General features: G+C 33.5%; 16 protein-coding genes. 15 read left to right on the top strand and 1 reads right to left on the bottom strand.

Annotation, left to right across the window (positions count from 1 at the left end; all coding sequences use genetic code 11):
* The first annotated feature begins 2 nt into the window (after positions 1–2).
* The 10 genes from rpsM to ctlX all read left to right on the top strand — a co-directional run bounded on the left by rpsM (position 3) and on the right by ctlX (position 9,324).
* Positions 3–377: a 30S ribosomal protein S13 gene (rpsM, locus tag HQN62_RS17505; RefSeq protein WP_100433334.1), complete on the top strand. Its 375-nt coding sequence runs from the start codon at positions 3–5 to the stop codon at positions 375–377.
* Between the two features lie 8 nt (positions 378–385).
* Positions 386–769, top strand: a complete 384-nt coding sequence (gene rpsK / locus HQN62_RS17500) for a 30S ribosomal protein S11 (RefSeq protein ID WP_024981527.1) — start codon at positions 386–388, stop codon at positions 767–769.
* A gap of 92 nt (positions 770–861) precedes the next feature.
* Positions 862–1,467: a 30S ribosomal protein S4 gene (rpsD, locus tag HQN62_RS17495; protein ID WP_111411022.1), complete on the top strand. Its 606-nt coding sequence runs from the start codon at positions 862–864 to the stop codon at positions 1,465–1,467.
* Between the two features lie 21 nt (positions 1,468–1,488).
* Positions 1,489–2,481 (top strand): DNA-directed RNA polymerase subunit alpha, encoded by a 993-nt coding sequence (locus HQN62_RS17490; protein WP_035637337.1) that lies wholly within the window; start codon positions 1,489–1,491, stop codon positions 2,479–2,481.
* A 36-nt stretch (positions 2,482–2,517) separates the two neighbouring features.
* Positions 2,518–3,006 (top strand): 50S ribosomal protein L17, encoded by a 489-nt coding sequence (rplQ, locus tag HQN62_RS17485; RefSeq protein ID WP_100433336.1) that lies wholly within the window; start codon positions 2,518–2,520, stop codon positions 3,004–3,006.
* A 292-nt stretch (positions 3,007–3,298) separates the two neighbouring features.
* On the top strand, positions 3,299–4,402 hold the full coding sequence (carA, locus tag HQN62_RS17480; RefSeq protein ID WP_116797195.1) for a glutamine-hydrolyzing carbamoyl-phosphate synthase small subunit: 1,104 nt from the start codon (positions 3,299–3,301) through the stop codon (positions 4,400–4,402).
* A gap of 118 nt (positions 4,403–4,520) precedes the next feature.
* Positions 4,521–5,813, top strand: coding sequence for a phosphopyruvate hydratase (eno, locus tag HQN62_RS17475; protein WP_173505314.1), 1,293 nt, complete (start codon positions 4,521–4,523; stop codon positions 5,811–5,813).
* Positions 5,814–5,967: 154 nt separating this feature from the next.
* On the top strand, positions 5,968–7,242 hold the full coding sequence (locus HQN62_RS17470) for a citrate synthase (RefSeq protein ID WP_111411018.1): 1,275 nt from the start codon (positions 5,968–5,970) through the stop codon (positions 7,240–7,242).
* Between the two features lie 72 nt (positions 7,243–7,314).
* A complete protein-coding gene (locus HQN62_RS17465; protein WP_116797197.1) occupies positions 7,315–8,229 on the top strand; it encodes a dimethylarginine dimethylaminohydrolase family protein in 915 nt (304 codons plus the stop codon).
* A 159-nt stretch (positions 8,230–8,388) separates the two neighbouring features.
* Positions 8,389–9,324, top strand: coding sequence for a citrulline utilization hydrolase CtlX (ctlX, locus tag HQN62_RS17460; RefSeq protein WP_116798464.1), 936 nt, complete (start codon positions 8,389–8,391; stop codon positions 9,322–9,324).
* A gap of 85 nt (positions 9,325–9,409) precedes the next feature.
* Here the strand turns inward: ctlX and HQN62_RS17455 are convergent, their stop codons facing one another.
* Positions 9,410–10,039 carry a MarC family NAAT transporter gene (locus tag HQN62_RS17455; RefSeq protein ID WP_116797198.1) on the bottom strand — a complete coding sequence of 210 codons (630 nt, stop codon included), beginning with the start codon at positions 10,037–10,039 and terminating at the stop codon, positions 9,410–9,412.
* 213 nt (positions 10,040–10,252) lie between these two features.
* Here HQN62_RS17455 and HQN62_RS17450 point away from each other — a divergent pair, with 213 nt between their 5' ends.
* The 5 genes from HQN62_RS17450 to HQN62_RS17430 all read left to right on the top strand — a co-directional run bounded on the left by HQN62_RS17450 (position 10,253) and on the right by HQN62_RS17430 (position 15,853).
* A complete protein-coding gene (locus tag HQN62_RS17450; protein ID WP_173505597.1) occupies positions 10,253–10,618 on the top strand; it encodes a CoA-binding protein in 366 nt (121 codons plus the stop codon).
* Positions 10,619–10,892: 274 nt separating this feature from the next.
* Complete coding sequence (gene recR / locus HQN62_RS17445) at positions 10,893–11,513, top strand: recombination mediator RecR (RefSeq protein ID WP_116797199.1); 621 nt, start codon at positions 10,893–10,895, stop codon at positions 11,511–11,513.
* Positions 11,514–11,582: 69 nt separating this feature from the next.
* Positions 11,583–12,374 carry a polysaccharide biosynthesis/export family protein gene (locus HQN62_RS17440; RefSeq protein ID WP_116797200.1) on the top strand — a complete coding sequence of 264 codons (792 nt, stop codon included), beginning with the start codon at positions 11,583–11,585 and terminating at the stop codon, positions 12,372–12,374.
* 15 nt (positions 12,375–12,389) lie between these two features.
* Positions 12,390–14,837, top strand: a complete 2,448-nt coding sequence (locus tag HQN62_RS17435) for a polysaccharide biosynthesis tyrosine autokinase (RefSeq protein ID WP_173505313.1) — start codon at positions 12,390–12,392, stop codon at positions 14,835–14,837.
* 29 nt (positions 14,838–14,866) lie between these two features.
* Positions 14,867–15,853 carry an SDR family oxidoreductase gene (locus tag HQN62_RS17430; RefSeq protein WP_254454452.1) on the top strand — a complete coding sequence of 329 codons (987 nt, stop codon included), beginning with the start codon at positions 14,867–14,869 and terminating at the stop codon, positions 15,851–15,853.
* Positions 15,854–15,858: the final 5 nt, after the last annotated feature.

Genomic DNA, 15,858 nt, shown 5'->3' with positions numbered 1-15,858 from the left:
TTATGGCAAGAATAGCAGGGGTAGATATCCCAAAAAATAAGAGAGGTGTTATAGCACTAACCTATATCTTCGGATTAGGAAGAAGTAGAGCAATTGAGATTTTAGAAAAAGCTCAAGTTAGCCAAGATAAAAAAGTTCAAGATTGGAATGATGACGAGATCGGAGCAATTCGTGAAGCTGTTGGAACATTCAAAATTGAAGGAGAATTACGTTCTGAAGTTTCTTTAAACATCAAACGTTTAATGGATATTGGATGTTATAGAGGTATTCGTCATAGATCAGGTCTTCCATTAAGAGGACAAAGAACTAAAAACAACTCTAGAACAAGAAAAGGTAAAAGAAAAACTGTTGCTAACAAGAAAAAAGCAACTAAATAATAAGTAATATGGCTAAAGCAACTGCAAAAAAACGTAAAGTTATCGTTGAATCAACGGGTGAAGCTCATATTTCTGCTACCTTCAATAACATCATCATTTCTTTGACTAACAAAAAAGGTGAAGTTATTTCTTGGTCTTCAGCTGGTAAAATGGGTTTTAGAGGTTCTAAAAAGAATACTCCATACGCAGCTCAAATGGCAGCAGAAGATTGTAGTAAAGTAGCTCTTGAGGCTGGACTTAAAAAAGTAAAAGTGTATGTTAAAGGACCAGGAAACGGACGTGAGTCTGCTATCCGTTCTTTGCATAACGGTGGAATTGAAGTTACAGAGATTATCGATGTTACTCCAATGCCCCACAATGGATGTCGTCCTCCAAAAAGACGTAGAGTTTAGTACTCAAAAATAATTATAGTATAACCTAGATTGAAAATAGATTATCGAAGGATAAGACCTGAATTCATAATCTCAATCTTAAACAATTTAAAATGGCAAGATATACTGGTCCTAGTACAAGAATCGCTCGTAAATTTGGCGAGGCAATTTTCGGAGACGATAAAGCTTTCGAAAAAAGAAATTACCCTCCTGGACAACACGGGATGGCAAAAAAAAGAGGAAAAAAATCTGAGTATGCTGTTCAGTTAATGGAAAAGCAAAAAGCTAAATATTCTTATGGAATTTTAGAAAAACAATTCAGAAATTTATTCGAAAAAGCATCAGCTACCAAAGGTGTAACTGGTGAAGTATTGTTACAATTATGCGAAGCTAGATTAGACAACGTTGTTTTTAGAATGGGTATTGCTCCTTCTAGAAGAGGTGCTCGTCAAATCGTTTCTCATCGTCACATTACTGTTAATGGAGAAAATGTTAACATTCCTTCTTACCACTTGAAACCAGGTGATGTAGTAGGTGTTCGTGAAAAATCTAAATCTTTAGAGGCTATCGAACGTTCTTTATCTAATTCAAGTCATGTTTATGAGTGGATTACTTGGAATAATGAAACTAAACAAGGTACATTTGTAAGCGTTCCTGCTAGACTTCAAATTCCAGAAAACATTAAAGAACAATTAATCGTAGAGTTGTACAACAAATAATAATTGACTTAGTCGAAATTTATGGCAATATTTAATTTTCAGAAGCCCGATAAAGTTATCATGATCGATTCAACCGATTTTGAAGGTAAATTTGAATTTAGACCTTTAGAACCTGGTTACGGATTGACTGTTGGTAATGCACTTAGAAGAGTTTTGCTTTCAGCATTAGAAGGTTATGCAATTACATCTGTTCGTATAGAAGGTGTAGATCATGAGTTTTCTACTATTTCAGGAGTTGTTGAGGACGTTACCGAAATTATTCTTAATCTTAAACAAGTACGTTTCAAACGTCAAATTGAAGATATAGATAATGAATCAGTTACTATTTCTGTTTCAGGTAAAGATCAATTAACAGCTGGTGATTTTCAAAAATTTATTTCAGGTTTCCAAGTTTTGAATCCAGAGCTTGTTATCTGTAATTTAGATAGTAAAATTAAACTGAATTTCGATTTAACTATCGAAAAAGGTAGAGGATATGTTCCTGCTGAAGAGAACAAAAAACAGAATGCTGCAATAGGAACTATTTTTACTGACTCAATTTTTACTCCTGTAAAAAATGTGAAGTATGCAATTGAAAACTTCCGTGTAGAGCAAAAAACAGATTATGAGAAATTGGTTTTTGAAATTAAAACTGATGGTTCAATCAATCCTAAAGATGCTCTTACTGAAGCTGCAAAAGTTTTAATTCACCATTTCATGTTGTTTTCTGATGAAAGAATTACACTAGAGGCTGACGAAATTGCACAAACAGAATCTTATGATGAAGAGTCATTACACATGAGACAATTGCTTAAAACTAAGCTTGTTGATATGGATCTTTCTGTTAGAGCATTAAATTGCTTGAAAGCGGCTGAAGTTGATACACTTGGTGATTTAGTATCGTTCAATAAAAATGACCTAATGAAATTCCGTAATTTCGGTAAAAAATCTTTAACTGAACTAGACGAACTAGTTGCAATAAAGAATTTAACCTTCGGTATGGATTTAGCAAAATACAAACTAGATAAAGAATAATCTAATCCCGCTTGCGGGGTTAAATTTCATAAAGCAATGAGACACGGAAAAAAATTCAATCACTTAAGCAGACAGACTGCACATAGAAGTTCTATGTTGGCAAATATGGCTTGTTCTCTTATCGAGCACAAACGTATTAACACTACTGTTGCTAAAGCTAAAGCACTTAAACAATTCGTTGAGCCGCTTATAACAAAATCAAAATCTGATACTACTCACAATCGTCGTATCGTTTTTGCTTACTTACGTAGTAAATATGCAGTAACTGACTTGTTCAGAGATGTTGCAGCGAAAGTAGGAGATCGTCCAGGAGGATACACTCGTATCATTAAAGTTGGAAATCGTTTAGGAGATAATGCTGATATGGCAATGATCGAATTAGTAGATTTTAATGAACTTTACAACGGAGGTAAAAAAGAAGTTAAAAAAGCAAAAAGCCGTCGTGGTGGAAAAGCTAAAAAAGCAGATGAGGCTACTGAAGCTCCAGCTGCTGAAGCAGAACCTACAACTGACGCAGCTGAATAATTATGAAAATAATCATTCGATAATAATCAAGGATAAGCTATTTATAGTTTATCCTTTTTTTTTTGATTTTTTTATAAAGAAATAAGCAAGTATTGCGACTGCAGTTATTGATTAGTAATCGAATAGGTGCTTTGCATGTTAGTTTTTTTGGATAAAGTATTTTGTCATTTTTAAACATTTTACTATCATTTTGTTACTCTCTAACATTGAGTTTCAAATAGGCTTAATTATTCATAAAAAACGTTGCGTCCACTGTTTTAAAAATTTAAATTTGCACAATATTAAATTACACATGAAATATACAACACGAAAAAGCGCTATTCTTTTATTAAGTGACGGAACCATATTCCACGGTAAATCAATTGGAATAAGCGGAAAAACTTTTGGGGAAGTTTGTTTTAATACCGGTATGACTGGATATCAAGAGATTTTTACAGATCCTTCCTATTTTGGTCAATTAATGGTTGCAACAAATGCTCATATTGGAAACTATGGGGTAAATGACAAAGAAGTTGAATCTAGTAGTATAAAAATTGCTGGTTTGGTTTGTAAAAATTTTAGTTTTAATTATTCTAGAGTTGATTCGTCAGGGAGTTTAGAAAATTATTTTATTAAACAAAATTTGATTTGTATCTCAGATGTCGATACCCGTGCATTAGTAAGTTACATACGTGAAAATGGAGCTATGAATGCTGTCATCTGTACAGATGATACTCCTATTGAAGAATTGAAAGTATTATTAGCGGAAGTTCCTGATATGAAAGGTCTAGAATTAGCTTCTAAAGTTTCTACTCTAGAACCATATTTTTATGGAGATGAAAATGCAACTTATAAAATTGCAGCTTTGGATTTAGGTATTAAAGAGAACATCCTGCGCAACTTAGCCAAAAGAGATTGTTATATAAAGGTTTTTCCTTACAATGCGAGCTACGCCGAATTAGCTTCTTTTAATCCGGATGGGTTTTTCTTGTCAAACGGACCTGGAGATCCAGATCCTTTGGATAGTGCTATACAAGTAGCAAAAGAGATTATTCAAAATAACAAACCTTTATTTGGTATTTGTCTAGGGCATCAAGTTATCGCCTTGGCAAATGGTGTTTCAACATACAAAATGTTTAACGGACATAGAGGAATTAATCATCCGGTAAAAAACATAATAACAGGTAAAGGTGAAATTACTTCGCAAAATCATGGATTTGCCGTAAATAAGGAAGAACTAGATAATCATCCTGATTTAGAAATTACACATTTGCATTTGAATGATGGAACTGTAGCTGGTATGAGAATGAAAAACAAAAATTGTTTCTCTGTACAATATCATCCAGAAGCAAGTCCAGGACCGCACGATTCTTCTTATCTTTTTGACCAGTTTATTGAAAATATCAAATCTGTATAAGACTAAAACGTTATCGTTAATAAATAAAAGTATATTAACGTTTTTGGAATAAAGACTTATGATTTTTTTTACTTAATTTTGAGTAAAATACAAATTAATAACATAAAAAATAAGAATAATGAGTATTATTATTAAAATTCACGCAAGACAAATTTTTGATTCAAGAGGGAATCCTACAGTAGAAGTTGATGTAATTACTGAGAATGGAGTATTGGGAAGAGCTGCTGTTCCTTCTGGAGCATCTACAGGAGCGCATGAAGCACATGAGTTACGTGATGGAGGTAAAGCCTTCTTAGGAAAAGGAGTTTTGAAAGCGGTTGAAAATGTAAATACTAAAATTGCTGAAGAATTAGTTGGGACTTCTATTTTTGAACAAAATCTTATAGATCAAATGATGATTGATTTAGATGGTACTCCAACTAAATCAAACTTAGGAGCAAATGCTATTTTAGGAGTTTCTTTGGCGGTTGCTAAAGCTGCAGCTGAAGAGCTAGGATTGCCTTTATACAGATATGTTGGTGGTGTTTCTGCAAATACTTTGCCTTTGCCAATGATGAATATTATCAATGGTGGTTCTCATTCTGATGCGCCTATCGCTTTCCAAGAATTTATGATTATGCCAGTTAAGGCTACTTCTTTTGCTCAAGCTTTACAAATGGGAACAGAAATTTTCCACAACCTTAAAAAAGTATTGCATGACAGAGGTCTTTCTACGGCTGTTGGTGATGAAGGAGGTTTTGCCCCAACATTAGCTGGTGGTACGGAAGATGCTTTAGATACAATCAAAAAAGCGGTTGAGGCTGCTGGTTATACTTTCGGAGAAGATATTATGGTTGCTTTGGATTGTGCTTCATCTGAATTTTACAAAGATGGTAAGTATGACTATTCTAAATTTGAAGGTCCTACAGGTAAAATCAGAACATCTGCTGAACAAGTAGATTATTTAGCTGAATTAGCTGCAAAATATCCAATTATATCTATTGAAGATGGAATGGATGAAAATGACTGGGAAGGATGGAAATTATTAACCGAAAAAATTGGTGATAAAGTTCAATTAGTTGGAGATGATTTGTTTGTAACTAATGTTGACCGTTTGTCAACTGGTATCGAAAAAGGAATTGCTAATTCTATTTTGATAAAAGTAAATCAAATTGGTACTTTGAGTGAAACAATTGCAGCAGTTAATATGGCCAAAAATGCAGGTTATACTTCAGTTATGTCTCACCGTTCCGGAGAAACAGAAGATTATACTATTGCTGATTTGGCAGTTGCATTAAACTGTGGTCAAATTAAAACTGGATCTGCTTCACGTTCTGATCGTATGGCAAAATACAATCAACTATTAAGAATTGAAGAGGAATTAGGGAATTCTGCATATTTTCCTGGGAAAAAGGCATTCAAAATAAAGTAATTGTAATGAAATTATAGTAATTGAGCCATTCGTCTATGATGAATGGCTTTTTTATTGAATTTTTAACAAATTCAATGTTCAATTAGTTTTTAATTTAATGTGGAATTCCTTAGATTTGGTAAATTATAAATTAAATTTTATTTCATAAAAAAATATGTCAAAAATAGCAATATTAGAAATTGACGGCAATAAATTTGAGCTTCCTGTAATTGTAGGAAGTGAAAATGAAGCTGCTGTTGATATTAGTAAATTACGAGATATGTCTGGCGTAATTACCCTTGATCCAGGGTATAAAAATTCTGGTTCTTGTAAAAGTGAAATTACCTTTTTGGATGGTGAACTTGGAATTTTACGTTATAGAGGGTATTCAATTGAAGAATTAGCCGAGAAATCTCATTTTTTAGAAGTTTCATATTTAATAATATTTGGTGAATTGCCTTCTACTGAAAGATTGGAGCAATTTGAAAATGACATTCGAAAATTCACTTTAGTGAGTGAAGAAATGAAGATTATTTTGGACGGTTTTCCAAGAACGGCTCACCCTATGGGAGTGTTATCTGCTTTGACAAGTGCTTTGACTGCTTTTAATCCAAAGTCAGTAGATGCGGATAATGAAAAAGATATGTATGATGCAGTTTGTAAAACTATTGCTAAATTTTTAGTTATTGCTACTTGGACTTATAGAAAAAGTATGGGATATCCATTGAATTATTATGATAATACAATTGGGTATGTTGAGAATTTTATGAATTTGATGTTTAAATTGCCTACTGGGCCATATACTGCAGATCCAATTGTTATTGATGCATTAGATAAATTATTTATTCTTCATGCAGATCATGAACAAAACTGCTCTACTTCAACAGTGAGAATGGTAGGTTCATCACATGCTGGTCTTTTTGCTTCAATATCTGCAGGAGTCTCTGCTTTATGGGGGCCATTACACGGTGGTGCAAACCAAGCGGTTCTAGAAATGTTGGAAGAAATTCATGCTACAGGGGGAGACGCAGAGAAATATTTAGCGAAAGCCAAAGATAAAAACGATCCTTTTAGATTGATGGGCTTTGGACATAGAGTTTATAAAAACTTTGATCCAAGAGCAAAAATAATCAAGAAAGCTGCTGATGAAGTGCTTGCGACTTTGGGAGTAAATGATCCTATTCTTGAAATTGCTAAAAAACTGGAAGTTTCGGCATTAGAAGACGAGTATTTTAAATCAAGAAATTTGTATCCTAACGTTGATTTTTATTCAGGTATTATTTACAGAGCTTTAGGAATTCCAACAGATATGTTTACTGTATTATTTGCAATTGGTAGATTGCCAGGTTGGATTGCTCAATGGAAAGAAATGAGAGAAAACAAAGAACCAATAGGAAGACCAAGGCAGATATATACTGGGTATCCTTTGAGAGAATATGTTAAATCATAAATCTTAAATAGATTATTAGAGCTTCACTTTACGGTGGAGCTTTTTTTTTTATCTTTGGCAAAAGTTATAAAAATGCTAGAATTAAACATAAAAAATGAGACCTCAAAATTGAGGCTAGTGGTGTTAGGTTCTGCTGTTAACAATGGCCCTACGCCAAAGGCGGAAGAAGCTTATGATCCTAAATCTTTAGAGCATATTTTAGCCAATACCTACCCAATAGAGGCTGATATGGTTGTTGAAATGGAAGCTTTTAATTCAGTATTCCAAAAATACGGAGTAACTGTTTTGCGTCCAGAAATGATCGAAAATTACAATCAGATATTTGCTAGAGATATTGGTTTTGTAATAGATGATACTTTTGTCAAATCAAATATTTTACCAGATCGCGAACGAGAATTGGATGCTATTCAATATGTAATTGATCAAATGAATCCTGCAAAAGTTGTTCGTCCTCCCGAAGAAGTTCATATTGAGGGAGGAGATGTAATGCTCTGGAATGATTATATTTTTGTTGGGACCTATAAAGGAAGTGATTATTCAAGTTATGTAACCGCTAGGACTAATTGGCAAGGAGTAAATTTTATAAAAGAGTTATTTCCAAATAAGATTGTAAAAGATTTTGATTTGGTTAAATCAAGAATTGAAGCTCGCGATAATGCTTTGCATCTTGATTGTTGCTTTCAGCCAGTGGGAAAAGACAAAGGGATTATATACAAAAGAGGATTTAGGGAAGAAGCAGATTATATGTTTCTAGTAAATCTTTTTGGAAAAGAAAACTTGTTTCATATTACACGTGATGAAATGTATAATATGAATTCCAATGTATTTTCGATAGACACAAATGTTGTTGTTTCTGAAAAGAATTTTACAAGATTAAATAATTGGCTTAGAGCTAATGGGTTTACAGTAGAAGAAATTCCTTATGCAGAAATTGCAAAGCAAGAGGGATTATTGCGATGTTCTACTTTGCCATTAATAAGAGATTAGCGATTCGTTTTGGGTTTTATTGTTTAACTTTAGGCAATAGATTTTTTTAATGATAATACCATAAAAATATGAAATGAGCATAATTGATTATTGGTCGCTAGTGCTAATGATGATATGCGAATTACATATGACCATAAAAAAAACAATAAATATCAACATATGAAACAAACAACAAACTCCATTTTGATGATTCGGCCAGTTGCATTCCGTATGAATGAGCAAACAGCAGTGAATAATTATTATCAAAAAGTTTTAGATGGTCTTTTGCCCGCAACTGTAAATGCAAAAGCGCAACAGGAATTTGATGTTTTTGTTGAGAAGCTTCGCTCGGTTGGGGTCGATGTAACGGTGGTTGATGACAAAGAAAATTCAGATACGCCAGACAGTATTTTTCCAAACAATTGGATTTCTTTTCATGAGAACGGGGATGTGGCGTTATATCCTATGTTTGCAGAGAATCGTCGTCTGGAACGTCGTGAAGATATTTTGGATACTCTGGAAGAAAAAGGATTTATAATCGATAACATTATGGATTATACTTCTGCCGAAGAAGATGGTTTTTTCTTGGAAGGTACAGGAAGTTTATTATTGGACAGGGAGAATGGAAAGGCTTATTGTGCGCTTTCTCCAAGAGCTGATGAAGAGCTGTTTATTGAGTTTTGTGAAGATTTTGAATTTACACCTGTAATTTTTGAAGCCTTTCATACTGTTAATAACGAACGAAAGCTAATTTATCATACCAATGTAATGATGTGTATTGGAGAGACTTTTGCCGTTATTTGTGCGGATTGTATCGACGATAAAAAAGAGCGAAAAATGGTTCTTGAAAGCCTTAAAGGTGACGAAAAAGAAATTATTTTGATTACCGAAGAGCAAGTGAATAACTTTGCAGGAAACATGCTTGAAGTAAAAGGGGCCGATGATAGAAGGTATTTGGTAATGAGTACTTCAGCCCATCAAAGTTTGACAAAAAAACAAATTGCTCAATTAGAAGAGCATGTAACTATTTTGAGTTCAAGTTTAGATACTATCGAAGCTTGTGGCGGTGGAAGTGCCCGCTGTATGATGGCAGAAATTTTCCTACCGAGAGAATAAAATATAAAAGTTTAAAATAAAAAAATCCAAATTCCAATTGCTGACAACGATTGGAATTTGGATTTTTTTATTGCTAATTTTAGGATTACATCAAATTACTTTTGATGATATTGATAAGGGCACTTACAATGTATTGAATGCCAATTGCAATAACTATAAAGCCTACAATTCTTGAAATTGCTACTATCCCAGAGGCGCCAAGTATTTGGGCCAGATAATGTGCACTTCTCAGAATAATAAAAATTGCAATCGCAATTGCCAATATGGCTAGTGAGGCAATTATAAGTTCATTAGTGGAATTATGTTCTTGGTAAAATGCAATTAAAAGGGAAATAGAACCTGGGCCGGCAAGCATTGGGATAGCTAATGGTGTCAAAGCAATGTCATTTCGTTTTTGAGCGTCGGTTTCTATTTTTTTATTGATCCCTCGCTTTTTGTTGAACTTTCCTGAAAGTAAGGAAAAGCCAGAACTTACAATGATTAAACCGCCAGCAATTCGAAGGGAATCAATACTAATGCCAAAAAAACTCAAAACATACTTTCCAATAAAAAACGAAATAATAAGGATTAAAAATACATTTATGGAAGTCCATAATGAAATTCTTGAACATTCTTGTTTGGAGTCGCCTTGAGTTAGACCTACAAAGATTGGAACGGTTCCTATGGGATTTAAAACAGAAAATAAAGCAACAAATAAGTAAATAAATAAATCCATCCAGTTTTGGTTTTTGATTGTAAAATTACGAATTTATGTATAAATAACTTTAAACAAGAGTTATGTAATTGTTTATTTCATTAAATGCCGGAATCAATTACGGAATTAGTTAAAAGGTGTAATGTTTGATGGCTATTTCTAGGTTTATGACAACTATTTAGTTAGTGCTTAATCCTTTTTGATTACTTTTGCACCTTATATTGAATTAAAATGATAAAAAATAAAAAAACCTTAGTTCTTGGAGCTACAACAAAACCAGAAAGGGCTGCATTCAAAGCTGTTGAAATGTTGGTTGCCAAAGGACATTCAGTTCTTGCATTAGGACAAAACGGTGGAGAAGTGGCTGGAATTAAAATAAATACCAAAGCGATTCCCGTTAAAAATATTGATACCATTTCGTTATACCTAAATCCAACTCGTCAAAGGGATTATTATAATTACATTGTCGATGCCAAGCCCAAACGTGTTTTATTTAACCCAGGAACCGAAAACCAAGAGTTTTATCAATTGTTGGAATTGAATAATATAAAATATGAAGCTGCCTGTACATTGGTTTTGCTGACATTAAATAAATATTAATTTTTTAAGGATCTATTTACTTCGTCAGTTCGCTTTGCTCGTGTCCAGCTGTACGCTATATCCACGCAAAAAAGCGTGGGATGCCGCTTCCATCTGGGATAAACCATAACAATCAATAATCTTAATTGAAAGAATTTGATTTTTTGGAAATATTTGGCATTTGCTTAGTGCAAAAAAAGAGATGTCTTTGTTTATTTCAAAACGGATATATTGACTTTTAAAATAGATTCAATTTTCTAAATGGCAGTTTGTCAAATTGCTTACTTTTGTATCCATGGAATTTTCTTCAAAACTAATAGAAAAAGCAGTTAATGAAATGGCTCAATTGCCAGGAATTGGCAAAAGAACCGCCTTGAGATTGGTTTTGCATATTTTAAAGCAACCCAAAGAACAGGCTGCTTTTTTAGCTCAAGCATTAGTTACAATGCGTGAGGAAATCAAATATTGCAATAGCTGCCATAATATATCAGATAGTGAAGTTTGTGAAATTTGTGCGAATCCTAGTAGGAACCATCAGATTATTTGTGTTGTTGAGGATATTCGAGATGTGATGGCAATCGAAAATACGGGACAATTTAGAGGAATCTACCATGTTTTAGGTGGTAAAATTTCTCCTATTGATGGAGTGGGGCCTAGTCAGCTTACCATTTCTAGGTTGGTAGAGAAAGTCAAGCTAGGTCAAGTCAAAGAGATAATATTTGCTTTAAGCTCAACAATGGAAGGAGATACCACCAATTTTTATATCTACAAACAGATAGCAGATTTGCCACTAGTAGTTTCAACAATAGCAAGAGGAATTGCTGTCGGAGATGAATTAGAATACGCAGATGAAGTTACTCTAGGGCGAAGTATACTGCAAAGGGTACCTTTTGAAAAATCATTAAAAAACAATTAAGTGGTTTATTAAGCATGATGCTTTTTTAATACTAATTGAAAAACTATATTTGTTACTAAATCAACACGAATGAACAAACGTTTACTCCTTATTTTTTTATTTATAGGTGTGTTATTTACATCCTGTATTCCAGTAAAGGATTTGGTTTATCTTCAAAAAAAAGATAATTCTTCCAATGAAGGACCAGTCGTAATGGTGGAGTCAAAACCGTATCGTTTACAAACCCATGATGTATTAAGTATCACTATCAAAGCCTCGGATCCAAAACTGGTAACTATTTTTAATCCAACCGTTAGTGGTTCTGAAACAGCCCAATCGGAATCTGGTTTGTATTTTGATGGATTTACTGTAGACGATCATGGAAATATTCGAATTCCTGTATTGGGAGAGATGAATGTTATGGGATTTACTTTAGAAGAAGTTCGTGTTAGTATTGAAAAACAATTATTGGCTGACTATTTTAAAGATAATGCCAGTATTTTTGTGGTAGTTAAATTAGCCGGTTTTCGATATACCATTAATGGGGAAGTAGGAAGTACAGGTACTAAAACTTTGTTTCAGGAAAAAGTAAATATAATGGAGGCTATTGCCAATGCAGGGGATATAACCACAACAGGGGATAGAAAAGCGGTAACGGTTATTAGACAAACTCCCAATGGAACCGAGATGAAGGATTTGGATTTAACCAATATTAATGTAATGAATTCGCCATATTACTTTTTGCAGCCTAACGATTATATTTATGTAAAACCGCTTAAACAAAAAACGTGGGGAACTGGCAGTACTGGAATTCAGTCTTTGACGACCCTTATTACTCTATTGTCTTTAGTTAGTACCACTTATTTGTTACTTAAAAAATAAAATCAATTTTCCAATATGTTAGATATTAAAGATTTTTCGGTTTTTGAAAATCAGCCCAGTTTTGATTTCAAGGGGTTTTTAATAAAGATATTAAGTTATTGGAAATGGTTTTTGCTATCCGTAATTATAGCTTTAATGATTGCGTATCAGGTTAATATACGTAAAGAGAAGATTTATGGAATTGAAACCCTAATTTCGGTTAAGGAAGAAACCAATCCGCTTTTTACATCCAGTACCAACTTGGTTTTTAATTGGGGAGGTGCTTCAGATCAAATGCAGACTATCTCGACCACTTTGCAATCCCGCTCACACAATGAGTTGGTGGTTGATAAATTACAATTCTATATTGATTATTTGGTGCAAGGAGAATACAATCTTGTTGATGCTTATGGAGCTGTTCCGTTTCATCTTGATATTGATAAAAAGCAGGGCCAAGTAGTAGGGAATCTTATAGGAATTAAATTTATTACTGAAAATGAATATGAATTAAGAATCCCCTTTGAAGGAACATCTGTTTCGCTAATTCATTATTCCGATAATAGTTATAGTAATACATCAATTGTAGAGGGTGAATTTGTAAAAAAATACAAAGTTGGTCAAAAAGTATCTTTGCCTTTTTTGAATTGGACATTACAAATAAATGACAATCCCGGTTTGTACAAGGGAAATGAATACTTTGTGAGATTCAATGACTTTGACGGTACAGTTGCAAATTATAGAAGCATAAATGTCAGAACTGATGACAAAGGAAGTTCTATAATTACTTTGGGAATGCAAGGTACTAATAAAGCCCGAATGGTTGATTATCTGAATTCGACTGTAAAAATGCTGATTAAAAGACAGCTAGACAGTAAAAATCAATTTGCAACAAACACCATTAATTTTATTGATAGCACGCTTGTGGCAATGGAATCTCAGCTAAAACAGACGGGGGATGAGTTGAAAACTTTCAGAAAAGATAAAAATATTTATGATGTTGAAGAAGGAGGGGCGACTAAATTTTCAGATAAAATCCTTGACTTTGATGTTGAAAAAGATGCGATTAACCGAAAAATTGCCTATTATAATTCTTTAAAGTCTTATTTAAGAAATAGTGTTGATTATTCGAAATTACCTGCGCCTTCTGTGGCTGGAATTGAGGATCCCAATATTGTTGTTAATGTGTCTAAATTAATAGCTCTTTCTACTCAGCGATCGGAAATGGCTTATGCTGTAAAAAGTGAAAAAATATTTAGGGATTTTGATAATCAAATGGAAGCGGTCAAGAACGTTTTATTGGAAAATATCACTACTGCAAAAACTTCTGTGGAATATGATTTGGCACTAGTAGAGAGCAAAATCAATCAAGCAGAAAGTAAAATAAAGCGTCTCCCGGATGACCAGCAAGAATTGATAAAAATCAAAAGAAAATATGACTTAAATGATAATATCTACAGCACTTTTCTCCAAAAAAGGAGTGAAGCTGATATTGTAAAAGCAGCTAATCTGTCGGACATTCATTTTATTGATTCAGCTAAAGATATTGGAGGAGGTCTTATAGGGCCTAAGACAGGGGTGAATTACGTGTTGGCTTTATTTTTAGGGTTTTTACTGCCTTTGTTGGTTATCGTTGTTATTTTCTTTATCAATAATACCATTCAAAATCCGGATGATATTAGTAAACTAACTAGTATTCCGTTGATTGGTATAGTTGGAATAAATAAGGATAATAATGATTTGGCCGTATTCGAAAAGCCAAAATCAGCCTTGTCAGAGTCCTTTAGAGCCATTCGTTCTTCTCTTCAGTTTTTGTACAAGAAGAGTAATGTTGCTGGAGCAAAAACATTAATGATAACATCTTCGGTGAGCGGTGAAGGAAAAACTTTTTGTTCCATAAACATTGCTACGGTTTTTGCTTTAAGCGAAAAAAAGACAGTGATCGTTGGTTTGGATTTAAGAAAACCAAAGCTGTTTGAAGAATTTAATTTGAACAATACATCGGGAGTTGTCAATTATTTGATTAAACAGAAAAGTTTGGATGAGATCGTAAATCATACTTCAGTTCCTTTTTTAGATGTAATATTTTCAGGACCTATACCTCCTAATCCATCTGAGTTGATTATGAGTGACGGAATGAAAGAATTGATAGAAGAGCTAAAAACTCAATACGATTATATTATTTTGGACACACCACCAGTTGGTTTGGTTGCCGATTCTCTTGAGTTGGCGCAATATTGTGATGTTACTTTATACATTGTAAGGCAAAATTTCACTAAAAAGGAAATGATAACCTTACTGAATAATAGGGTAAATCGAGGAGAACTTCATAATACGAGCATTATTTTGAATGGTTTTGAAAACAAAGCCAAGTATGGAGGAGGTTATGGATACGGTTATGGTTATGGAAACGGCAATTATTCAAATGGTTATCATGAGAATGAAAAGAAAAAAAGCATCATTGATAGAATTGTAAGAAAAAAATAACGATAATGTTCATTTTAAAATGAATTAAAATGACTGGAAATAACATGGAAAAAGTTCTAATTACGGGAGGAGCTGGATTTATTGGATCTAATTTATGTGAGTATTTTTTATCCAAAAAATACAAAGTAGTTTGTTTGGATAATTTTGCTACGGGTCATCGTCATAATTTAAAGGATTTCGTAAACAATGGTAATTTTAGTTTGATTGAAGGCGATATACGAAATTTAGAAACATGTCAACAAGCGGTAAAAGGTGTTGATTATGTATTGCATCAAGCTGCATTGGGTTCTGTACCTAGATCGATAAATGACCCAATTACCACAAACGATGTGAATGTTTCTGGTTTTCTGAATATGTTAGTAGCGGCAAGAGACGCAAATGTTAAACGTTTTGTGTATGCGGCCAGTTCTTCAACTTATGGGGATTCTGTGGGGTTGCCAAAAGTAGAAGATGTAATTGGGAAGCCACTTTCTCCATATGCCATTACAAAATATGTAAATGAGTTGTATGCCGAAATTTTTAGCAGAACCTATGGATTGGAAACTATTGGGTTGCGTTATTTTAATGTTTTTGGGAGAAAGCAGGATCCTAATGGTGCTTACGCAGCAGTCATTCCAAAGTTTGTTTTGCAATTAATGCAGCACGAAAGTCCAAAAATAAATGGTGATGGGAATTATTCGCGAGATTTCACCTATATCGATAATGTAATTCAGATGAATGAGTTAGCAATGACTACAAAAAAGCCAGAAGCTGTAAATACTGTTTATAATACCGCTTTTGGCGATCGTAATACCTTGAATGATTTGGTAGGTTATTTGAAAACTTTTTTGGCAGAGTATGATCCAAAGATTGCTGATGTAGCAATTGAATATGACCCAACTAGGGAGGGTGATATTCCCCATTCATTAGCCAGTATAGATAAAGCTAAAGTAATTTTAGGATATAATCCGAAATTTTCCTTGCAAGAAGGACTGAAGGAAGCTGTAGGCTGGTATTGGGAGAATCTTAGCAGATAATTAGG

Origin of the sequence: Flavobacterium sp. M31R6 (assembly GCF_013284035.1) — a bacterium.
Lineage (GTDB): Bacteria > Bacteroidota > Bacteroidia > Flavobacteriales > Flavobacteriaceae > Flavobacterium.
Note: the sequence above shows the minus strand (reverse complement) of the source record. Positions and strands in the feature narration are given on the sequence as shown.